11 protein-coding genes are annotated in these 15,398 nt (G+C 48.5%); 7 read left to right on the top strand and 4 right to left on the bottom strand.

Annotated features, from left to right (window positions below):
* Nucleotides 1-2 precede the first annotated feature (2 nt).
* Both mdoH and JYB87_RS09430 read left to right on the top strand, forming a co-directional pair.
* Nucleotides 3-2,213, top strand: a complete 2,211-nt coding sequence (gene mdoH / locus JYB87_RS09435; RefSeq protein ID WP_207353260.1) for a glucans biosynthesis glucosyltransferase MdoH — start codon at nucleotides 3-5, stop codon at nucleotides 2,211-2,213.
* Between the two features lie 169 nt (nucleotides 2,214-2,382).
* Nucleotides 2,383-4,143, top strand: coding sequence for an acyl-CoA dehydrogenase (locus JYB87_RS09430; protein WP_207353259.1), 1,761 nt, complete (start codon nucleotides 2,383-2,385; stop codon nucleotides 4,141-4,143).
* Between the two features lie 68 nt (nucleotides 4,144-4,211).
* Here the strand turns inward: JYB87_RS09430 and dacB are convergent, their stop codons facing one another.
* Both dacB and JYB87_RS09420 read right to left on the bottom strand, forming a co-directional pair.
* Nucleotides 4,212-5,723, bottom strand: a complete 1,512-nt coding sequence (dacB, locus tag JYB87_RS09425) for a D-alanyl-D-alanine carboxypeptidase/D-alanyl-D-alanine endopeptidase (RefSeq protein ID WP_207353258.1) — start codon at nucleotides 5,721-5,723, stop codon at nucleotides 4,212-4,214.
* Nucleotides 5,716-5,880, bottom strand: coding sequence for a hypothetical protein (locus tag JYB87_RS09420; protein WP_207353257.1), 165 nt, complete (start codon nucleotides 5,878-5,880; stop codon nucleotides 5,716-5,718). The genes dacB and JYB87_RS09420 overlap by 8 nt, the downstream gene beginning before the upstream one ends.
* A 268-nt stretch (nucleotides 5,881-6,148) precedes the next feature.
* On the opposite strand from JYB87_RS09420, the gene pssA reads away from it, so the two are divergent.
* On the top strand, nucleotides 6,149-7,456 hold the full coding sequence (pssA, locus tag JYB87_RS09415; RefSeq protein ID WP_207353256.1) for a CDP-diacylglycerol--serine O-phosphatidyltransferase: 1,308 nt from the start codon (nucleotides 6,149-6,151) through the stop codon (nucleotides 7,454-7,456).
* Between the two features lie 63 nt (nucleotides 7,457-7,519).
* Nucleotides 7,520-8,272 (top strand): tRNA-uridine aminocarboxypropyltransferase, encoded by a 753-nt coding sequence (locus JYB87_RS09410; protein ID WP_207353255.1) that lies wholly within the window; start codon nucleotides 7,520-7,522, stop codon nucleotides 8,270-8,272.
* Between the two features lie 47 nt (nucleotides 8,273-8,319).
* Here JYB87_RS09410 and JYB87_RS09405 read toward each other — a convergent pair whose 3' ends face one another.
* Entirely contained in the window at nucleotides 8,320-9,018 is a 699-nt protein-coding gene (locus JYB87_RS09405; protein ID WP_207353254.1) for a tRNA/rRNA methyltransferase, read from the bottom strand.
* Between the two features lie 220 nt (nucleotides 9,019-9,238).
* On the opposite strand from JYB87_RS09405, the gene dmeF reads away from it, so the two are divergent.
* From dmeF to JYB87_RS09390, 3 genes are all read left to right on the top strand, one after another.
* Entirely contained in the window at nucleotides 9,239-10,342 is a 1,104-nt protein-coding gene (gene dmeF / locus JYB87_RS09400) for a CDF family Co(II)/Ni(II) efflux transporter DmeF (protein WP_207353253.1), read from the top strand.
* Between the two features lie 16 nt (nucleotides 10,343-10,358).
* Nucleotides 10,359-10,784, top strand: a complete 426-nt coding sequence (locus tag JYB87_RS09395) for a MarR family winged helix-turn-helix transcriptional regulator (RefSeq protein ID WP_207353252.1) — start codon at nucleotides 10,359-10,361, stop codon at nucleotides 10,782-10,784.
* A 152-nt stretch (nucleotides 10,785-10,936) separates the two neighbouring features.
* On the top strand, nucleotides 10,937-12,580 hold the full coding sequence (locus JYB87_RS09390; protein ID WP_228729831.1) for a phosphoethanolamine transferase: 1,644 nt from the start codon (nucleotides 10,937-10,939) through the stop codon (nucleotides 12,578-12,580).
* A gap of 71 nt (nucleotides 12,581-12,651) precedes the next feature.
* Here JYB87_RS09390 and JYB87_RS09385 read toward each other — a convergent pair whose 3' ends face one another.
* The gene (locus JYB87_RS09385; protein ID WP_207353251.1) at nucleotides 12,652-15,351 is read right to left on the bottom strand and encodes a bifunctional acetate--CoA ligase family protein/GNAT family N-acetyltransferase; all 2,700 of its coding nucleotides are present in this window, start codon (nucleotides 15,349-15,351) and stop codon (nucleotides 12,652-12,654) included.
* Between the last annotated feature and the right edge of the window lie 47 nt (nucleotides 15,352-15,398).

Raw genomic sequence — 15,398 nt, 5'->3', positions numbered from 1 at the left:
ACATGGATTCGCAGCTTTATGGCAGTTTGCTCGACGAACAACAGCCAGAACTGGTGGGTGGTCCAGCGATGCCACCTGAACGACCACAGCCGATGCCAGCACAGGATTTGAAAAAACTGAGCAAGGGGTTTCCGCGCGAGAGCGTCAGAATCCGTGGTGTAAAATCGAACCCAAGCCGACGTGTATTAGTGGTCGGCTCGGCCATTGCACTATCGCTGTTCGCGATTAATGAAATGCTGCAGGTATTCAGTGTCGCCGCGGTAACGCCGCTTGAATACCTCGTATTACTGCTGTTCGCGGTGAATTTTTGTTGGATTGCCTTGGCCTTTTGTGGCGGCGTTGCCGGTGTGGTTAAACTGTTTGCTCAGCGTTATGGTAACCACAATAACACCACCAATCTGATCCTCAATCAGCAAGTCGCGGTGTTAATGCCTACCTATAATGAGTCACCTGACCGGGTGTTTTCGGCAGTGGAAACCATGGCAACGCGATTAGTGCAGTACACTCGTGATACTGAAGAGCATAAGCAGTTTTCTTGGTTTATTTTATCCGATACCACTGATCCCGATATTGCCCTCGCTGAAGAGCAAGCCTTTTGGCTGTTGCGCAAGCGAGTTGCTGGCCGTGCTCAAGTGTTTTATCGTCGGCGCCGCAAAAATACCGCGAGAAAGTCGGGTAACGTTGCCGATTTTTGTACCCGCTGGGCGGCGCATTACGACAGCATGTTGGTGCTAGATGCCGACAGCCTGATGCAAAGTCACTGTATTTTAGAGCTTGCGCGCAGGATGCAGGCCGATCCAGACGCGGGTCTTATTCAAACCATTCCGTATCTGGTGCGTGGCACAACTGTATTGGCGCGGGTGCAGCAGTTTGCCGCTCGTTTTTATGGTCCTGTAATCGGCACAGGTTTGGCGTGGTGGGTTCACAAAGAGGGTAACTTCTGGGGCCATAATGCGATCATTCGCGTCAAAGCCTTTGTTGAATGTGCCGGGTTGCCCACTCTAAAGGGGAAACCGCCGTTTGGTGGTCATATTCTTAGCCATGACTTTGTAGAAGCCGCACTAATTCGCCGAGCGGGCTGGAGCGTTAAAATTGCCGCCGATCTGCCCGGTTCATTTGAGGAATGTCCACCGTCGATGATTGATATGGCGATTCGTGATCGTCGTTGGTGTCAAGGTAACCTACAACACAGCCGCATTTTGCCCACCAAGGGCTTGCACTGGGTCAGTCGTTTGCATCTCGTTACCGGGATCATGTCTTATCTGTCGTCTCCGTTTTGGCTGATGTTGATCCTCACTGGTTTGTTACTGGCATTGCAGGCGCACTATATTCGCCCTGAATATTTTACCGATCAATTTTCGCTGTTCCCAAAATGGCCGGTGATGGATTCCGAACGCGCTCTGCGTCTGTTTTACATCACCATGGCGATTCTGTTTGCGCCGAAAATCTTTGGTTCGCTGTTATTGTTAACCGACAAAAATCATTGCCGTATTTTAGGTGGGCGGATTCGGGTCATCGGCAGTATTCTGCTGGAGATCATCGTATCGGCATTGATTGCTCCAATCATGATGTTTATCCATTGCGGCGCGGTGTTTTCGATTATTTCTGGTAAAGACAGCGGCTGGGCTCCGCAGCGTCGTGACGATGGCAGTTTGCCACTGAAAGATGTGTTTTATCGGCACCGTTGGCATATGTTGTTGGGTATTCTGATGACTTATTTTGCCTACTTAGACTCGTGGACTTTGCTGGCGTGGTTATCGCCTGCCTTGTTAGGTTTGTGGATCGCGGTGCCGTTATCCATGGCTACCGCCTCTCAAAAGCTGGGAGAATGGGTGAAATCAAAAAAACTGCTGGCTACGCCAGAAGAGATTGAACCACCCGAACTTCTGCTTGCTGCGGCGGAAGCCAGAAAGGCCTATGAACAATCGTTACAACAGATTTGGGCGTTACCTGATCTTTTGAAACATCCTGCGTTAATGCAGCTGCATATGGCGATTATGGATAAATTGCCGACCCATGTACCGGGCGGCCAGATTGAAGCGCTTGATGCGATTGCGCGGGTCAAAGTGCAAGAGGCGCAAAGCCAATCCGGTTTGTTGAGTGTTCTAGATAACAAAGAGCGCAGTTATATTCTGGGGAATCCACTGCTTCTCGATGTGATGCAGCGGTTGCCGAAAGAGCATAGCGAAGAAGATGTCATCAGTATCTGTTAGGTAGTTCACGCGTTTGATTTAAAGCCGGTTGCTAAATAAGCACCGGCTTTTTTGTTTTTAGATTAGGGCGTTAATTAGTGATCTGTACTGCTGTTTTTGTTTGAGTGTTTGCCAAACTATTAGGGAATCGATAAATTAAACACTCGTTTGAAAATTAATGAGGCCCGGCATGAGTTCATATCAAGCGCCACTGCAAGATATGCAGTTCCTTTTACAGCAGGTTTTTGATGCCGACAGTGTTTGGCAAGCCATTCCAGCGCTTGCCGAGACAATAGAAAGCGACACAGCCGCCGCCATTCTTGCTGAAGCTGCAAAGTTTAATGAAGAAGTAGTCGCGCCGTTAAATCGTGCGGGTGATGAACAAGGCGTGAGCTTTGATAATGGGCAAGTCACAACGCCAGCCGGTTATGCCGCTGCGTATCAGCAGTATATGGAAGGGGGCTGGATCGGCCTTTGTGGCGAGCCAGAATTTGGCGGTATGGGTATGCCAAAAATGCTCGGCGTGTTGGTTGATGAACTCGGTTATAGCGCCAGTAACGCTTTTAACCTTTATGCCTCATTGACCGCCGGGGCTGCCTTGTGTATTCACGCCCATGGTGATGAAGCGCTGAAGCAACGTTTCTTGCCTAAGTTATATTCAGGCGAATGGGCCGGTGCCATGGATATGACCGAGCCGCAGGCCGGTTCTGATTTGCGCCATATTCTCACCAAGGCAACACCACAAGCTGACGGCAGTTATCGCATCAACGGCAGCAAAATCTTCATTACCGGCGGTGATCATGATTTGACTGAAAATATCATCCATTTGGTGCTGGCTAAAATTGATGGCAGTGATGGTATTTCACTGTTTGCTGTACCGAAACTTGCCGTTGATGAAGCTGGTAATAGCGGTGAATCTAACGGCGTCACCGCGGGCGCGATTGAACACAAAATGGGGCTTAAGGCATCAGCCACCTGCGTGATGCATTACGACAATGCCCAAGGTTACTTAGTCGGCCGCGCTAACCGTGGTTTGGTGTGTATGTTCACCATGATGAATTACGAGCGTTTGTCTATCGGTATTCAAGGGCTCGGCAGTGCTCAAGCGGCTTACTCTTTGGCGGCTGAGTATGCTAAAGAACGTAAACAAGGCTCAGCGCCGGGGGCTAGTGCGGAAATAGCACCGATTATTGTCCATGGTGATGTGCGCCGCATGTTGCTCAATATTCGCTGTTTGACCGAAGCGGGCAGAGCCATGGCGGTGATGACCGGGTTGCAGTTGGATCTGGCCAAGTTTGCCGAAGATCCACATCAAAAAGCCTATGCGACCAAATTGGCTGCGCTGTTAACCCCTGTGACCAAGGCGTTTTTGACTGACCGTGGCTTAGATTGCACCATTGATGCACAGCAAGTGTTTGGCGGACATGGTTATATCCGTGAAACTGGCATCGAACAGTGGGTGCGTGATACACGTATTGCCCAGATTTATGAAGGGACTAACGGGATTCAAGCAATTGATTTTCTTGGGCGTAAATTAGTTGCTGATCGTGCTGAAACCTTAAACCAACTGTTGGCCGAGATGACAGACGCGTTAACATCCTTCAGCCGTGTGCCTGCGGCTTATGTGGAACATCAATTAGCGCAGCAACGCCAATTTAGCGATGCGATTGCAGCCATTGCTGAACAAAAGTCGACAGCGCCTGACTTGATTAATGCGGTTGCGGTTGATGCGCTTAATGCCTTTGGCTATATGCTGTGTGGTTACTATTGGTTGACCATGAGTGAACGGGCTCAAGCATGCCAAGCCAAGTTACCCGTTACACTGGTGCGAAGCAAACAGAAGTTGTGTGATTACTATTTCACCCGATTAGTTGGGCGGTTTGATATGCACCTCGCCGCAGTTACCTGTGGTGCTGATAGCACCATGCAACTAGAGGCTGAGCTGTTTTAAGTCATAAATATTCAACTAACAACAGGGACTTTGAGTCCCTGTTTTCAAATTAATCACCGGTTCGGAGCTTAGTTATCAGCGGCTTTGGGTGTGTTTAAACTGCGGTTGGTGGCTTCAGCTGTTGGCGACGATTGAGACTTGCTTGTGGCTGGCTGTTTTGCCACTTGGTGCTTTTGCGCTTGTTGTAAGGCATTTCGGGCAAAGATAAGAAATGGTGGTGAAAATTTTGCTGGCCGATAAGCCGCAGCGGACAGTCCATTTTCCATGATCACAAACGGATAAAGTTGTGGCTGCTGTTCGTCAATCCGTAGGAACCCAGCCAAGTTATCAACGCCGGTCATACTGCCGGTTTTGGCCATTACGCCACCGCGCAGTTGCGGATTAAGATAGCCGCGTTTGTGCTTTAGCGTGCCACTCTCTCCTGCAACGGGCAGGGCGCTAATGAGCCAATTTAACTTGGGCTCCTGTTGGATAAGCAACAATATCTGAAACAGTTGCGCCGCGGTTAACTGGTTATAGCGCGATAAGCCTGAGCCATCGACGATATTGGCCGTTTCAAGATCTATCCCGAGGCCCTCTAGGGTTTGTTTGATTGCCTCGGCGCCAAACTCAAATCCATACTGGCCAAACTTTACTTCACCCAGTTTTTTCATAAGTGCATCGGCAATTAAATTGTCTGATTTGGTTAGCATCTTGATGATCAATAGTCGTAGCGGCATTGATGGAAAACTCAGCAACGCTTTGGTGTCTTTGATATCGGTTGCAGCAATTTTGATACTGCCTCGAAGGTCTACATGGCGTGGGAACCTTTGTTTGATTTGCGCTTGGATATAAGCGGCCGGATCAACAATAGCGACTTCCAGCGGTAACGGGTTTTTCTGTTGATAACAGCCACTCAATTGATATTGATTTGACCGATGATATTGCAGATGCAGTTTACACAATGCTGCAGGCGTCTCAGGTTGATACTGTGCACTGTTACTCACGGTAAGTGGATAACGCAGATACAGCCGACTGCTGTTATCGGCATTGGCCGTGAGCGAGCCTTTGACACAGTTTTGATCTAAAACTAATTTTCCGACGGGGGCGGCAAAGCACACGCCTAAATCATCCCACAGCCAACCTGCGGCCCATTGGGGCGCAAGATCGTTGTTGGCAATAATGATGTCGCCGTTAATCTGCTTAATTCCGGCGTCGGTGAGGTGTTGTAGCAGTTGTCCGAGTTGCTCAGCGCTCAGCTGAGGATCGCCATCAAATTGAATAATCAGGTCTCCATTGAGCCCACCTGATTTGAGTTCACCACGGTATAGCAAGCGAGTGTAAAACTGAAATTCGTCTCCCAATAAGGTGGCGGCGGCAACGGCGGTCAATAATTTTTGGGTACTGGCAGGCAACAATAATTTATGGCTATCGCTATCGATTAAGCGTTTGCCTTGGGGATCGGCCAATATAAGCGATACCTGGCCGTGCTCGGGGCGTAACTGTTGCCAATCTTGCAATAGATTGGCGTTATCGGCGTTAACATGTGGGTTGACGCCGATAACGAGTACTGCTGCTAAGACGCGCCTGAGGTTAATCATCTGACTCCATTAAACGGTAGATTTTCAGGGTGACATACACTACAAGGCCGATATACAGCGGAAACACCAATGGACCTAACCAATCTTTAAAGTGGAATAATCCCCACGCCGCGGCAAGGGTTGCTAACAGGGTGATCCACAACTGCTTGTTCTTCATTCATGCGCCTACAGAGTCTTTATTTAACTGGGTTATTGTGCCTGTTGAGCATCACTTGACGCCAGTCATCAACGCTGATTTATGTTAGCAAAACATCATTTTTGACAATTTTTGCCGCAAAATAGCGCATTTGAACAGCACCTTAGGGATAAAATTGTTGCCGATGAGGTCACAAGTGGGTAAGTTCTATTGCCTTATTTTAACTGGCAGTTGTTGCTAATTAGGGTTTTCAGGTTCTCAGTGGTGAGAACATCAACAGGAGGATATCTTGCTCGACCATTTGGAAGGCATTGCTATCGCCCCCGAGGCGATTAAGTGGTTGCACACACCAACCAAATTCAGGGAAACCCTGATTGAGCGGATCAACCAAGCGCAAAAATGTATCTATATCGCTGCGCTATATCTTGAAGATGATGAAGCTGGACGTGAAATTCTCGAGGCACTGTTAGCGGCCAAAGCAGCCAATCCTAAACTGAATATCAAAGTGCTGGTTGATTACCATCGTGCCCGGCGCGGTTTGATTGGTCAAAAGGGCGATAGTGGTAATTATCGGCTGTATCGTTCATTGATGCAGCAAGCAGCGGCTCCCTTTGATATCTATGGTATACCCGTTAAGTCGCGCGAATTATTAGGTGTGCTGCATCTGAAGGGCTTCATCATTGATGATGCGGTTATTTTTAGCGGTGCCAGCCTTAATAATGTCTATCTGCAAAAGCTCGGTCGTTACCGGCTCGATCGTTATCATCTCATTGAGTCTGCCGAATTAGCCTGTGCCATGGTCGATATGATTGACCAAGACATTTTGGAAGATGATGCGGTAGTTAAGCTGACAGATGTGAATGATGTGCGCCCCGATAAAATGCAGCTGCGTGCGTTTAAGCAACGGTTGGCACGAGCCAATTATCGCTTTCGTGGCGTTACAACAGGATTACGTGTGACACCTTTAGTGGGGTTAGGGCGTAAATCGAATAAGTTAAATAGCACCATTCTTGATTTGGTGAAATCGGCCGAATCAGAGATGTTTATCTGTACACCATATTTTAACCCGCCTTATTCGTTGTCACGGGCGATCAGTCGGCGCTTACGCAAAGGGATTAAAATTGACATAGTCGTGGGCGATAAAACCGCGAATGATTTCTATATCCCGCCAGAAAAGCCATTTTCGACGATTGGTGCCTTGCCGTACTTATACGAACAATCACTGCGTAAATTTATGAAGCGGCAGCAATGGGCGGTTGAGAAAGGTTTGCTTAATGTCCATTTGTGGAAGCACAATGACAATTCATTCCATCTCAAAGGGATAAGCGTTGATCGCAAACAGCACCTGCTAACGGGGAGTAACCTCAATCCGCGTGCTTGGGCGCTTGATTTAGAAAACGGGTTGCTGGTGCACGATGATCAGCAACAGCTACAAGCACATTTTGCCGATGAACAACAGCAGCTACTCGTGCATTGCCAACGTCTGTCTCACTATCGTGAGCTGCAAACACTGCAACAATATCCAGCACCGGTACGCAAAATCCTAAATCGTATTCGCCGTTTAAAAGCTGATATACTGCTGCGCCGAATTTTGTAATTCGTAGCGCCATTTTCTTTTGTGTGAGTACATTACTTGTCCGTAGAAGAGACATTTAAAACGATGCCCGTTGCTGAGCAATCGCTACATGCGGTGCATCGTTTATTTGATTATCGCCAATCAATTTCTACCAAGCCTTATGCCTCACGCGGCAATAAGGTGTGCCGTTGTCGCCGATGTTTATTGCCAGCAGCGGTCTGTACTTGCGCTTGGCGTCGCCCTTGTGTATCCAATGCCGCTTTTGCACTAGTGATGTACGATTCTGAGGTGTTAAAGCCGAGTAATAGCGGACGACTCATTGCCGATCTTATTCCTGATACTCACGCGTTTCTTTGGTCACGCACCGAACCGTCAGCCGAGTTGTTGGCTTTGCTTGCCGATAGTCGCTATCAAGCGTACCTGGTGTTTCCTGGCGAATATGCGCTAGAGCAGCGGGTGGTTGAAGATTTTAGTTCAGAGCTGCCGCAATTAGCCGCAAGTGGCAAAACGCCGTTATTTATCTTGTTAGATGGGTGCTGGCGCGAAGCGGTAAAAATGTTCCGTAAAAGCCCTTATCTGCAACAGTTGCCGATGCTGTCGTTTCGCAGTGAGGCGTTAGCTAACTATCGGTTGCGCAAAGGCAAACGTGATTTTCAAATGGGTACGGCCGAAGTCGCCAGCTTAGTATTAGAAGCGTGGGGCGAAGCTGACAATGCAGCGGCGCTTGATAGTTGGTTTAACTTATTTGTTGAGTGTACCTTGTGGAGCCGCACTCAGAATAAATCTGCATCGCTACAACGGATTGCCGAATTACAACAGCAAGTATTGCAGCGCTGATGAGCGCTGCAACTTTTCATTTTCCCATCGGTGATAGTTAATTATTGCTACTTCGGCAGATGCTTTAACACATCACCAATCAATTGATGCGCTAATTTCATATCTCGCTCGCCTAACATGGCAATGCCATCCATCAACCATTGATTCAGTTTTTCATCATGACTGGCGCCCAACTGTGCCATCATCAGTTGCGCTTTGTGCTTTAACGCTTGAGTTTGTTGAATATCGGCTGTCTGTTGCACTACGCCAATCTGCGCCGCATGCTGCTCATCGCGTTTAGCGCCCAGTTCATAGGCATACACCATCACCGCTTGCGCCAAGTTAAGCGAAGGGTACTCAACCGCCAGCGGTACATAGCTGAGTAAATCGCATAGCGCGATATCACTGTTACTGAGTCCACTGGCCTCACAGCCAAACACGATACCTATGTTGGCTGTTCGCGTTTGGCTGGCGATTATTTGATAAAGCTGCTCCGGTGAATGATAACTGCGCGGATTACTGCGCTCTCTAGCCGTGGTCGCCACCAGTAGATCAAATTCAGGTTTGAGTTCGGCAAGGGAACCCGCAGTTCGAATGTTGCCGAGTACATCTTCTGCGCCGCAGGCTACCCAACTGGCTTCTTCCTGTTGGTGCGCGTCTGAGTCAACGACGATCAATTCAGCAAATCCTTGGGTTTTAAGCGCCCGAGCGGCAGCACCGACGTTAGCTGCGCGCGCTGGTTGAACCAAAATAAAACTGATCGACATGCTAAATCCTTAATGACTACAAACAGCTGCCATTATACGAATGATAACGCGCTTGCGGTACGGCAAAAGATTACCAACTACTGAATCTGTCATGCTGATTGGGCGAATTTGCTGCAATTGAGTAGCCGATCTCATCAGGTTAATCCGCGGTTGAATTTAGTTTGAGTTTAAGATAGTTTGATAGTCAAACTAAAAGCTTTTCAAACTAAATGGGCAGGTTATGGTGAGTCAATTCCACAGCACAGCACGTTGGCAACAGCCGCATAATTTTAGTAAGGTCAACGCGGGCGGTGAACGCAGCACCAAGATTGTACTGGCGTTAACCTTAGTTACCATGGTGGCCGAAATTGTTGCCGGTACTGTTTTCGGCTCGATGGCATTGTTAGCCGATGGCTGGCATATGGGCACCCACGCCGCAGCGTTTATGTTGACCTTGTTCGCTTATTCTTACACTCGAAAGCATGCGCACAATCCGCAGTTTACTTTTGGCACGGGCAAAGTGAGTGTTTTGGGCGGTTTTACCAGCGCAATTGCCTTAGGATTAGTGGCGGTGGTGATGTTGATTGAGTCGCTGATGCGGCTAATTCACCCTGAGAATATTCAATTCAACCACGCGATATTAGTGGCGGTAATCGGCTTGTTGGTGAATGTCGTCAGCGTGTTTTTACTTAAAGATGATCACCACCACCATGATCACGGTCATTCTCATGCGCACGGTCAATCACATGAACAGGCGCACGGACATTCACACGATCATGCCCATGGACATCACCATGACCATAACTTGAAGGCGGCGTACTTCCACGTGTTAGCGGATGCGCTTACTTCGCTGTTGGCCATTGGCGCCTTATTAGCCGGGAAGTACTTCGGTTTTACTTGGTTAGATCCGCTGATGGGGGTGGTCGGCGCGGTGATTATTAGCCGTTGGGCATGGGGCTTAGTGAAGCAAACCAGTCCGATATTGCTCGATGCTTCCGTCGCGCCAGAGTTGAGTGCAAAGGTGATCGCCAAGATTGAAGCCCAACAAGATCACAAAGTCACGGATATTCATATTTGGCCGGTCAGTGCTAACAACCATGCTGCGATGGTATCTCTAGTGAGCCATGCGCCGAAATCTGTGGATTTTTATCATCAATTGCTGGCGGAGTTTAATCAGATTGATCATCTCACTGTTGAAGTGAACTGCTGCGCTGATTGCGATGACGCCGAGCAACCACGACAAAGTTGTGCCGCTGCGGAATGTCATCAACACTTGCATGACCATGACCATGACCATGACCATGACCATGACCATGACCATGACTACGAGCATCACCATCACTAAGTTGTAAGGAAACAGCATGACCGATACCCCCATCCAGCAAGAGATTAATCACGCCATCGTTGAATTTTACGAGCGTTTATCCTCTTGGGAGCAGAGTGTTGTGCGCGATCAAGGGGTGTCATTAGCGCAGGTCCATGCCGTGGAAATCTTGGGCGCGCATGGCTCACTGCGGATGAAAAGCCTGGCAGAAAAGCTCGGCGTCACCACCGGTACCTTAACGGTGCTGGTTGATCGCCTCGTGAAAAATGGCTTGGTGGTGCGGCAACCGGCCGAGGATGACCGCCGTGCTATTGAAGTGCTATTGACCGCTAAAGGTCAGCAGATGTTTGAGGAGCACGATAAATTGCATCTACAGCTCACCAAAGAGATGCTGGCAGTGCTAACCGACACTGAGTGCCAACAATTTTTGACCTTTCTGACAAAAATTAATCGCGCGATTTAGCGGGTTATTGCTGAGTATTTAAACACTTATTTTTGACTTAGCTTAAATCAGCCCTTAAGAAAACCTTAAGACCAAAAGGATAATAATAACAACTTGTTAACTTGGGCATTTCGCTATAGTTTAGCTGTAGCATTTTAGCGATAGGATCTGCGGTGTTTAAATCTTTATCAGTCAATCGGGTTACATTTCTGTTGGCCCTGTTCTTCGTTATGGTGTTTAACCTGCCGTTTTTCTCGGTTGTTAAACGCGGTTTGGAACATCAATCGCACGTAGATCCGATATTCGTTGCGACGATCCCAGTGTTTCTCGTAGCGCTGTTTTCCGCTATTTTTTCGCTGTTTAGCTTCCGCTACTTGCTCAAACCGTTTTTTATCCTGCTGATTCTGTTGTCATCCAGCGTATTTTTTGCGGCATTTAAATACGGCGTCGTGTTCGACACTGGGATGATTGAAAACACTTTCGAGACCAATTCTGCCGAAGCGTTGACCTATCTTAACTGGGCGTCGGTGCTCAATTTCCTGCTGTCTGGATTGTTACCGGCGGCACTGCTTTACAAAGTGAAAATTGATTACCGTCCCATCGGTAAAGAGTTGTTGCGTAAACTGATGTTTATCGGCGGTAACTTGCTGGTAGTTGGTGTGATTGCATTCGTGTTTATGCAAAACTATGCCTCGTTTTTACGCAATAACGTTGAAGCAAAACGCTACATTATTCCGACCTATTTTATTGGCTCTGCTGCCAAATATATCAACCAGCATTACTTACAAGCGCCGCTTCAATATCGTCAACTCGGGACGGACGCCAAAGTGGTGACAACCGCGCCACAAACTAAGCCGCAACTGTTAGTGATGGTGGTTGGGGAAACTGCGCGGGCGATGAATTACCAATACTACGGCTATAAACGCGAGACCAATCCATATACTGCGAAATATGATCTGCAGGCACTACCCGATGTGCAATCCTGCGGTACTGCCACAGCTGTATCACTGCCGTGCATGTTTTCACGAATGGGACGCCAAGATTACGATGGTCGCCGAGCCAAGGCGCAAGACAGTATCGTCGATGTGTTAAATCATGCTGGCATTAACCTGGCTTGGTATGACAACGACAGTGGCTGCAAAGGCGTTTGTGATCGAGTCACTAATCAGATTATTGATATCCATATGGAATCGCCATTTTGCGATGGCCAATTTTGTAAAGACCAAGTATTGGTGGATAAATTAAAGCAAGTGTTGGCTGAACCAGTTACCAATAATGCCAATCGTCTGATTGTACTGCATATTATTGGCAGCCACGGGCCGACTTATTATTTGCGTTATCCTGATGAATACCGCAAGTTCACCCCTGATTGCCCGCGCAGTGATATTCAAAATTGCTCGCGCGAAGAGTTACTCAACACCTATGACAACACCATTTTGTACACGGATTACATTGTTTCTGAAGTGATTGGTGCGCTTGAGCAGCAAACAAAATATTCACCGGCAATGATGTATCTTTCAGATCACGGCGAATCATTGGGTGAGAAAGGTTTGTATCTGCACGGCAGTCCTTACAGCTTTGCGCCGAAAGAACAGACCACAGTACCTTGGTTGCTGTGGATGCCTGAGCCTTTTGTCGCCGCGAATGGCATGAAGGCGGATTGTATCACCTCGCTGAGCGCGAAATCAGGCATCACTCATGACAACTTATTTGATTCCTTACTAGGGCTGTTTAACGTACAAACCAGTGTCTACGAGCAAGACAAAGATATCTTTGCGACTTGTCGTAACTCTGCAGCCGGTGTGAGTGCGCACTGAGCGACAGACCGCTTGGTGTAATGAAGTCAAAAGCCGCTCTGAGAGCGGCTTTTTCGTGGTCACAGTTCAATCTATTGCTGAGACGTTTGGCTATTCAAATCTAACTGCATATGGATCAATCGTTCTTCCATATCAAAGGTGACGGTAAAGCCTAAGTTCTTGGCAAGATTGGCCATATTGCGGTTTTCGAACATGGTAAAGCCGGTTAATACCGGTGTGCCAGCGTCTTTAAAATAGCGGATCAATTTTTCCAGCAATAGCTTACCAATGCCAATGCCTTGGTGTGAGCCACGCACCGCCATAGCAAACTCTGCTTCAGTGTTATCCGGGTCAATTGACGCCCGCACAGCACCTAATGTGATCTCTTCGCCGTTGTCATCTTTGGCCGAGGCGATGAATGCCATTTCGCGGGCATAATCGATCTGGGTCAGTACCGCCATCTCTTCATGGGTCATCGCTGAACGTACCCCGAAATAACGTTTGTAGCGGTCCTCATCTGACAGCGAGTTATCAAATGCCAGATGCTTAGGTTCATCTTCTGGCAGAATAGGGCGCAACATCACTTTTAGGCCGTTACGCAGGGTGGCATATTCTTCTAACTGTTTTGGATAAGGCAAAATTGCCAAGCGTGAGGCGTTGTCTTTGACACTGTCAGTCAAACGAATATTGACGTCTAGCAGGGTGATGTTTTCACCCGAGGCCAACACAGGGTTCAAGTCTAAGCGGTCTATTTCTGGGCAATCGATAATCAGATTAGAAATTTGGGTCAACATTCGGCAGATGGCCCAGAGATCTAAGCCATTAGGTAGATGACGGTCATGTACCTTGCCAGTTTTCAGCGCCTGAATCACCATGTAACGCGCCAGTGCTAAGTTGAGTGGCGGTAGGGCAACTGCGGCATCGCGGGTTGGTTCCCACTCCGAGCCACCTTCACCGAGCATAATGGCGGGGCCAAACACTGGGTCATTGAGCATAGCGACTCTTAGTTCCTGTGCACCGGCAGTAAGTGCCATCCGTTGCACAATCATGCCCTCAATTCTGGCGGATGGATTAGCGGATTTTACCCGGCTGGTAATCGCGTCCGCTGCCTGACGAACTTCGTCAGCGTTGTTGAGGTTTAACATGACGCCGTGCACGTCAGATTTATGCAGAATATCGGGTGACTGGATTTTTAACGCCACCGGATAGCCGTGTTGTTCAGCCAGTGCAATCGCTTCATCGGCATCTTTGGCAAACCAAGTATCGATGGTTTTCAGACCATAAGCCTTAAGAATTGCTCGGGCGTCGTGCGTTTCAAGCACATGCTTGCCATCGGCTAGGGCCTGCTGTAATACCCGATGGGCAGTTTCTTTATCTGCGGTCGAAGCAAATGATTGTGGCACTTCTTGCAGCAATTTCTGGTTACGACGGAATTCGACCATATGCATAAAGGCACGTACGGCGCCTTCTGGCGTGCGGTAGGTGGGAATACCTGCTTGAGAAAACCGTTTACGTGCTTGATAAGCTGAATCTTCACCACTCCAGTTGGTGAGAATATTGACCCGATGACGTCGTGGATGCTGTTTCACAGTGTCGATAATGGCGTCAGCAATGGCGTTGCCATCTCCGAGAGCCGACGGCGAGTGTAAAATCAGCACCGCATCAAGATCTTCACTGTCCATCATGATTTTAAGGGCATCGCAGTATCGCTTCGGAGCTGCATCGCCGATGATGTCGACCGGATTATGCTTTGACCAGGTCGATGGCAGCACTGCGTTGAGTTTACTGATGCTGTCATCACTCAGCTGGGCGAGTTTACCGCCTTTGATCATCAGCTCATCCACCGCTAAAACCGCGGGACCGCCACCATTACTGAGAATGGATAAGCGCTCACCATGTAGCGGATTAAGATGCGCTAAGCTTTCTAGCGCCGCAAATAGCTCAACCAGATCGGTGACTCGAAGCATCCCCGCACGTCTAAAGGCTGCTTCATAAACGGCATCATTACCATTTTGGCCGCCTGTGTGTTGCTTAGCGGCAAGGCTTCCTTCTTGGCTGCGGCCAGATTTAATCACGAGGATGGGTTTATGACGCGATGCGGCGCGTGCGGCCGATAAAAAACGCAGCTTATCGCTGATGGAGTCCACATAAAGCATGATGGCGTTGGTGCGCGAATCCCGACCGAGATAATCCAACAACTCGTCAAAATCGATATCGCTGGCATCACCTAGAGAGATAAAAGCCGAGAAGCCGATGCCTTTATTATTCGCCCAATCGAGCACTGTGGTGCACACCGCCGCGGATTGAGACACAAAGGCGATCTTGCCAGTGATTGCGCCAGTATGCGCCAAGGTGGCATTGAGTTTTAAGTTCGGCAGCATTAACCCCAAACTGTTCGGCCCCAAAATACGCATCCCATAGCGCTTTGCATTTTCTAACATCTGCGCCATCAAAGAAGGGGCATCGTCAATGCTTTGATTCATCCCTGATGCAATCACAATTGCGGTTTTACAGCCGAACTGCGCCAGCTTTTCAATGATGGTTGGCACCCGTTCACCTCGGGTACAAACGATCGCTAAATCGGGTTTAATTGGTAGTGATTCGATATTGGGATAGGCCAATACGCCCATAACGGCAGTTGCTTTGGGATTCACTGGCATGATTGGACCGTCAAACCCTGACCCCATCAGGTTTTTCATCACTACTGAACCTGCGCGGGCAGGAGAGTTGGAAGCGCCAATAACGGCGATAGATTTGGGGGTGAACAGGTTTCGAATACTACGCTGGCTCATGGGCGTTTTTCCGAAATAAAAAGACCTGTGAAACATCATTTCACAGG

It is taken from the genome of Shewanella avicenniae (assembly GCF_017354945.1).
GTDB classification, from domain to species: Bacteria; Pseudomonadota; Gammaproteobacteria; order Enterobacterales; family Shewanellaceae; genus Shewanella; species Shewanella avicenniae.
This window is presented reverse-complemented; position numbering and strand designations above follow the sequence as displayed.

Excerpts from the sequence above, each read along its gene's own strand:
- dacB (WP_207353258.1), bottom strand. The coding sequence starts at position 5,723 with ATGATTAACCTCAGGCGCGTCTTAGCAGCAGTACTCGTTATCGGCGTC.
- JYB87_RS09420 (WP_207353257.1), bottom strand. The coding sequence starts at position 5,880 with ATGAAGAACAAGCAGTTGTGGATCACCCTGTTAGCAACCCTTGCCGCG.
- JYB87_RS09385 (WP_207353251.1), bottom strand. The coding sequence starts at position 15,351 with ATGAGCCAGCGTAGTATTCGAAACCTGTTCACCCCCAAATCTATCGCC.
- mdoH (WP_207353260.1), top strand. The coding sequence starts at position 3 with ATGGATTCGCAGCTTTATGGCAGTTTGCTCGACGAACAACAGCCAGAA.
- JYB87_RS09405 (WP_207353254.1), bottom strand. The coding sequence starts at position 9,018 with ATGTCGATCAGTTTTATTTTGGTTCAACCAGCGCGCGCAGCTAACGTC.
- JYB87_RS09395 (WP_207353252.1), top strand. The coding sequence starts at position 10,359 with ATGACCGATACCCCCATCCAGCAAGAGATTAATCACGCCATCGTTGAA.
- JYB87_RS09430 (WP_207353259.1), top strand. The coding sequence starts at position 2,383 with ATGAGTTCATATCAAGCGCCACTGCAAGATATGCAGTTCCTTTTACAG.
- dmeF (WP_207353253.1), top strand. The coding sequence starts at position 9,239 with ATGGTGAGTCAATTCCACAGCACAGCACGTTGGCAACAGCCGCATAAT.
- JYB87_RS09410 (WP_207353255.1), top strand. The coding sequence starts at position 7,520 with ATGCCCGTTGCTGAGCAATCGCTACATGCGGTGCATCGTTTATTTGAT.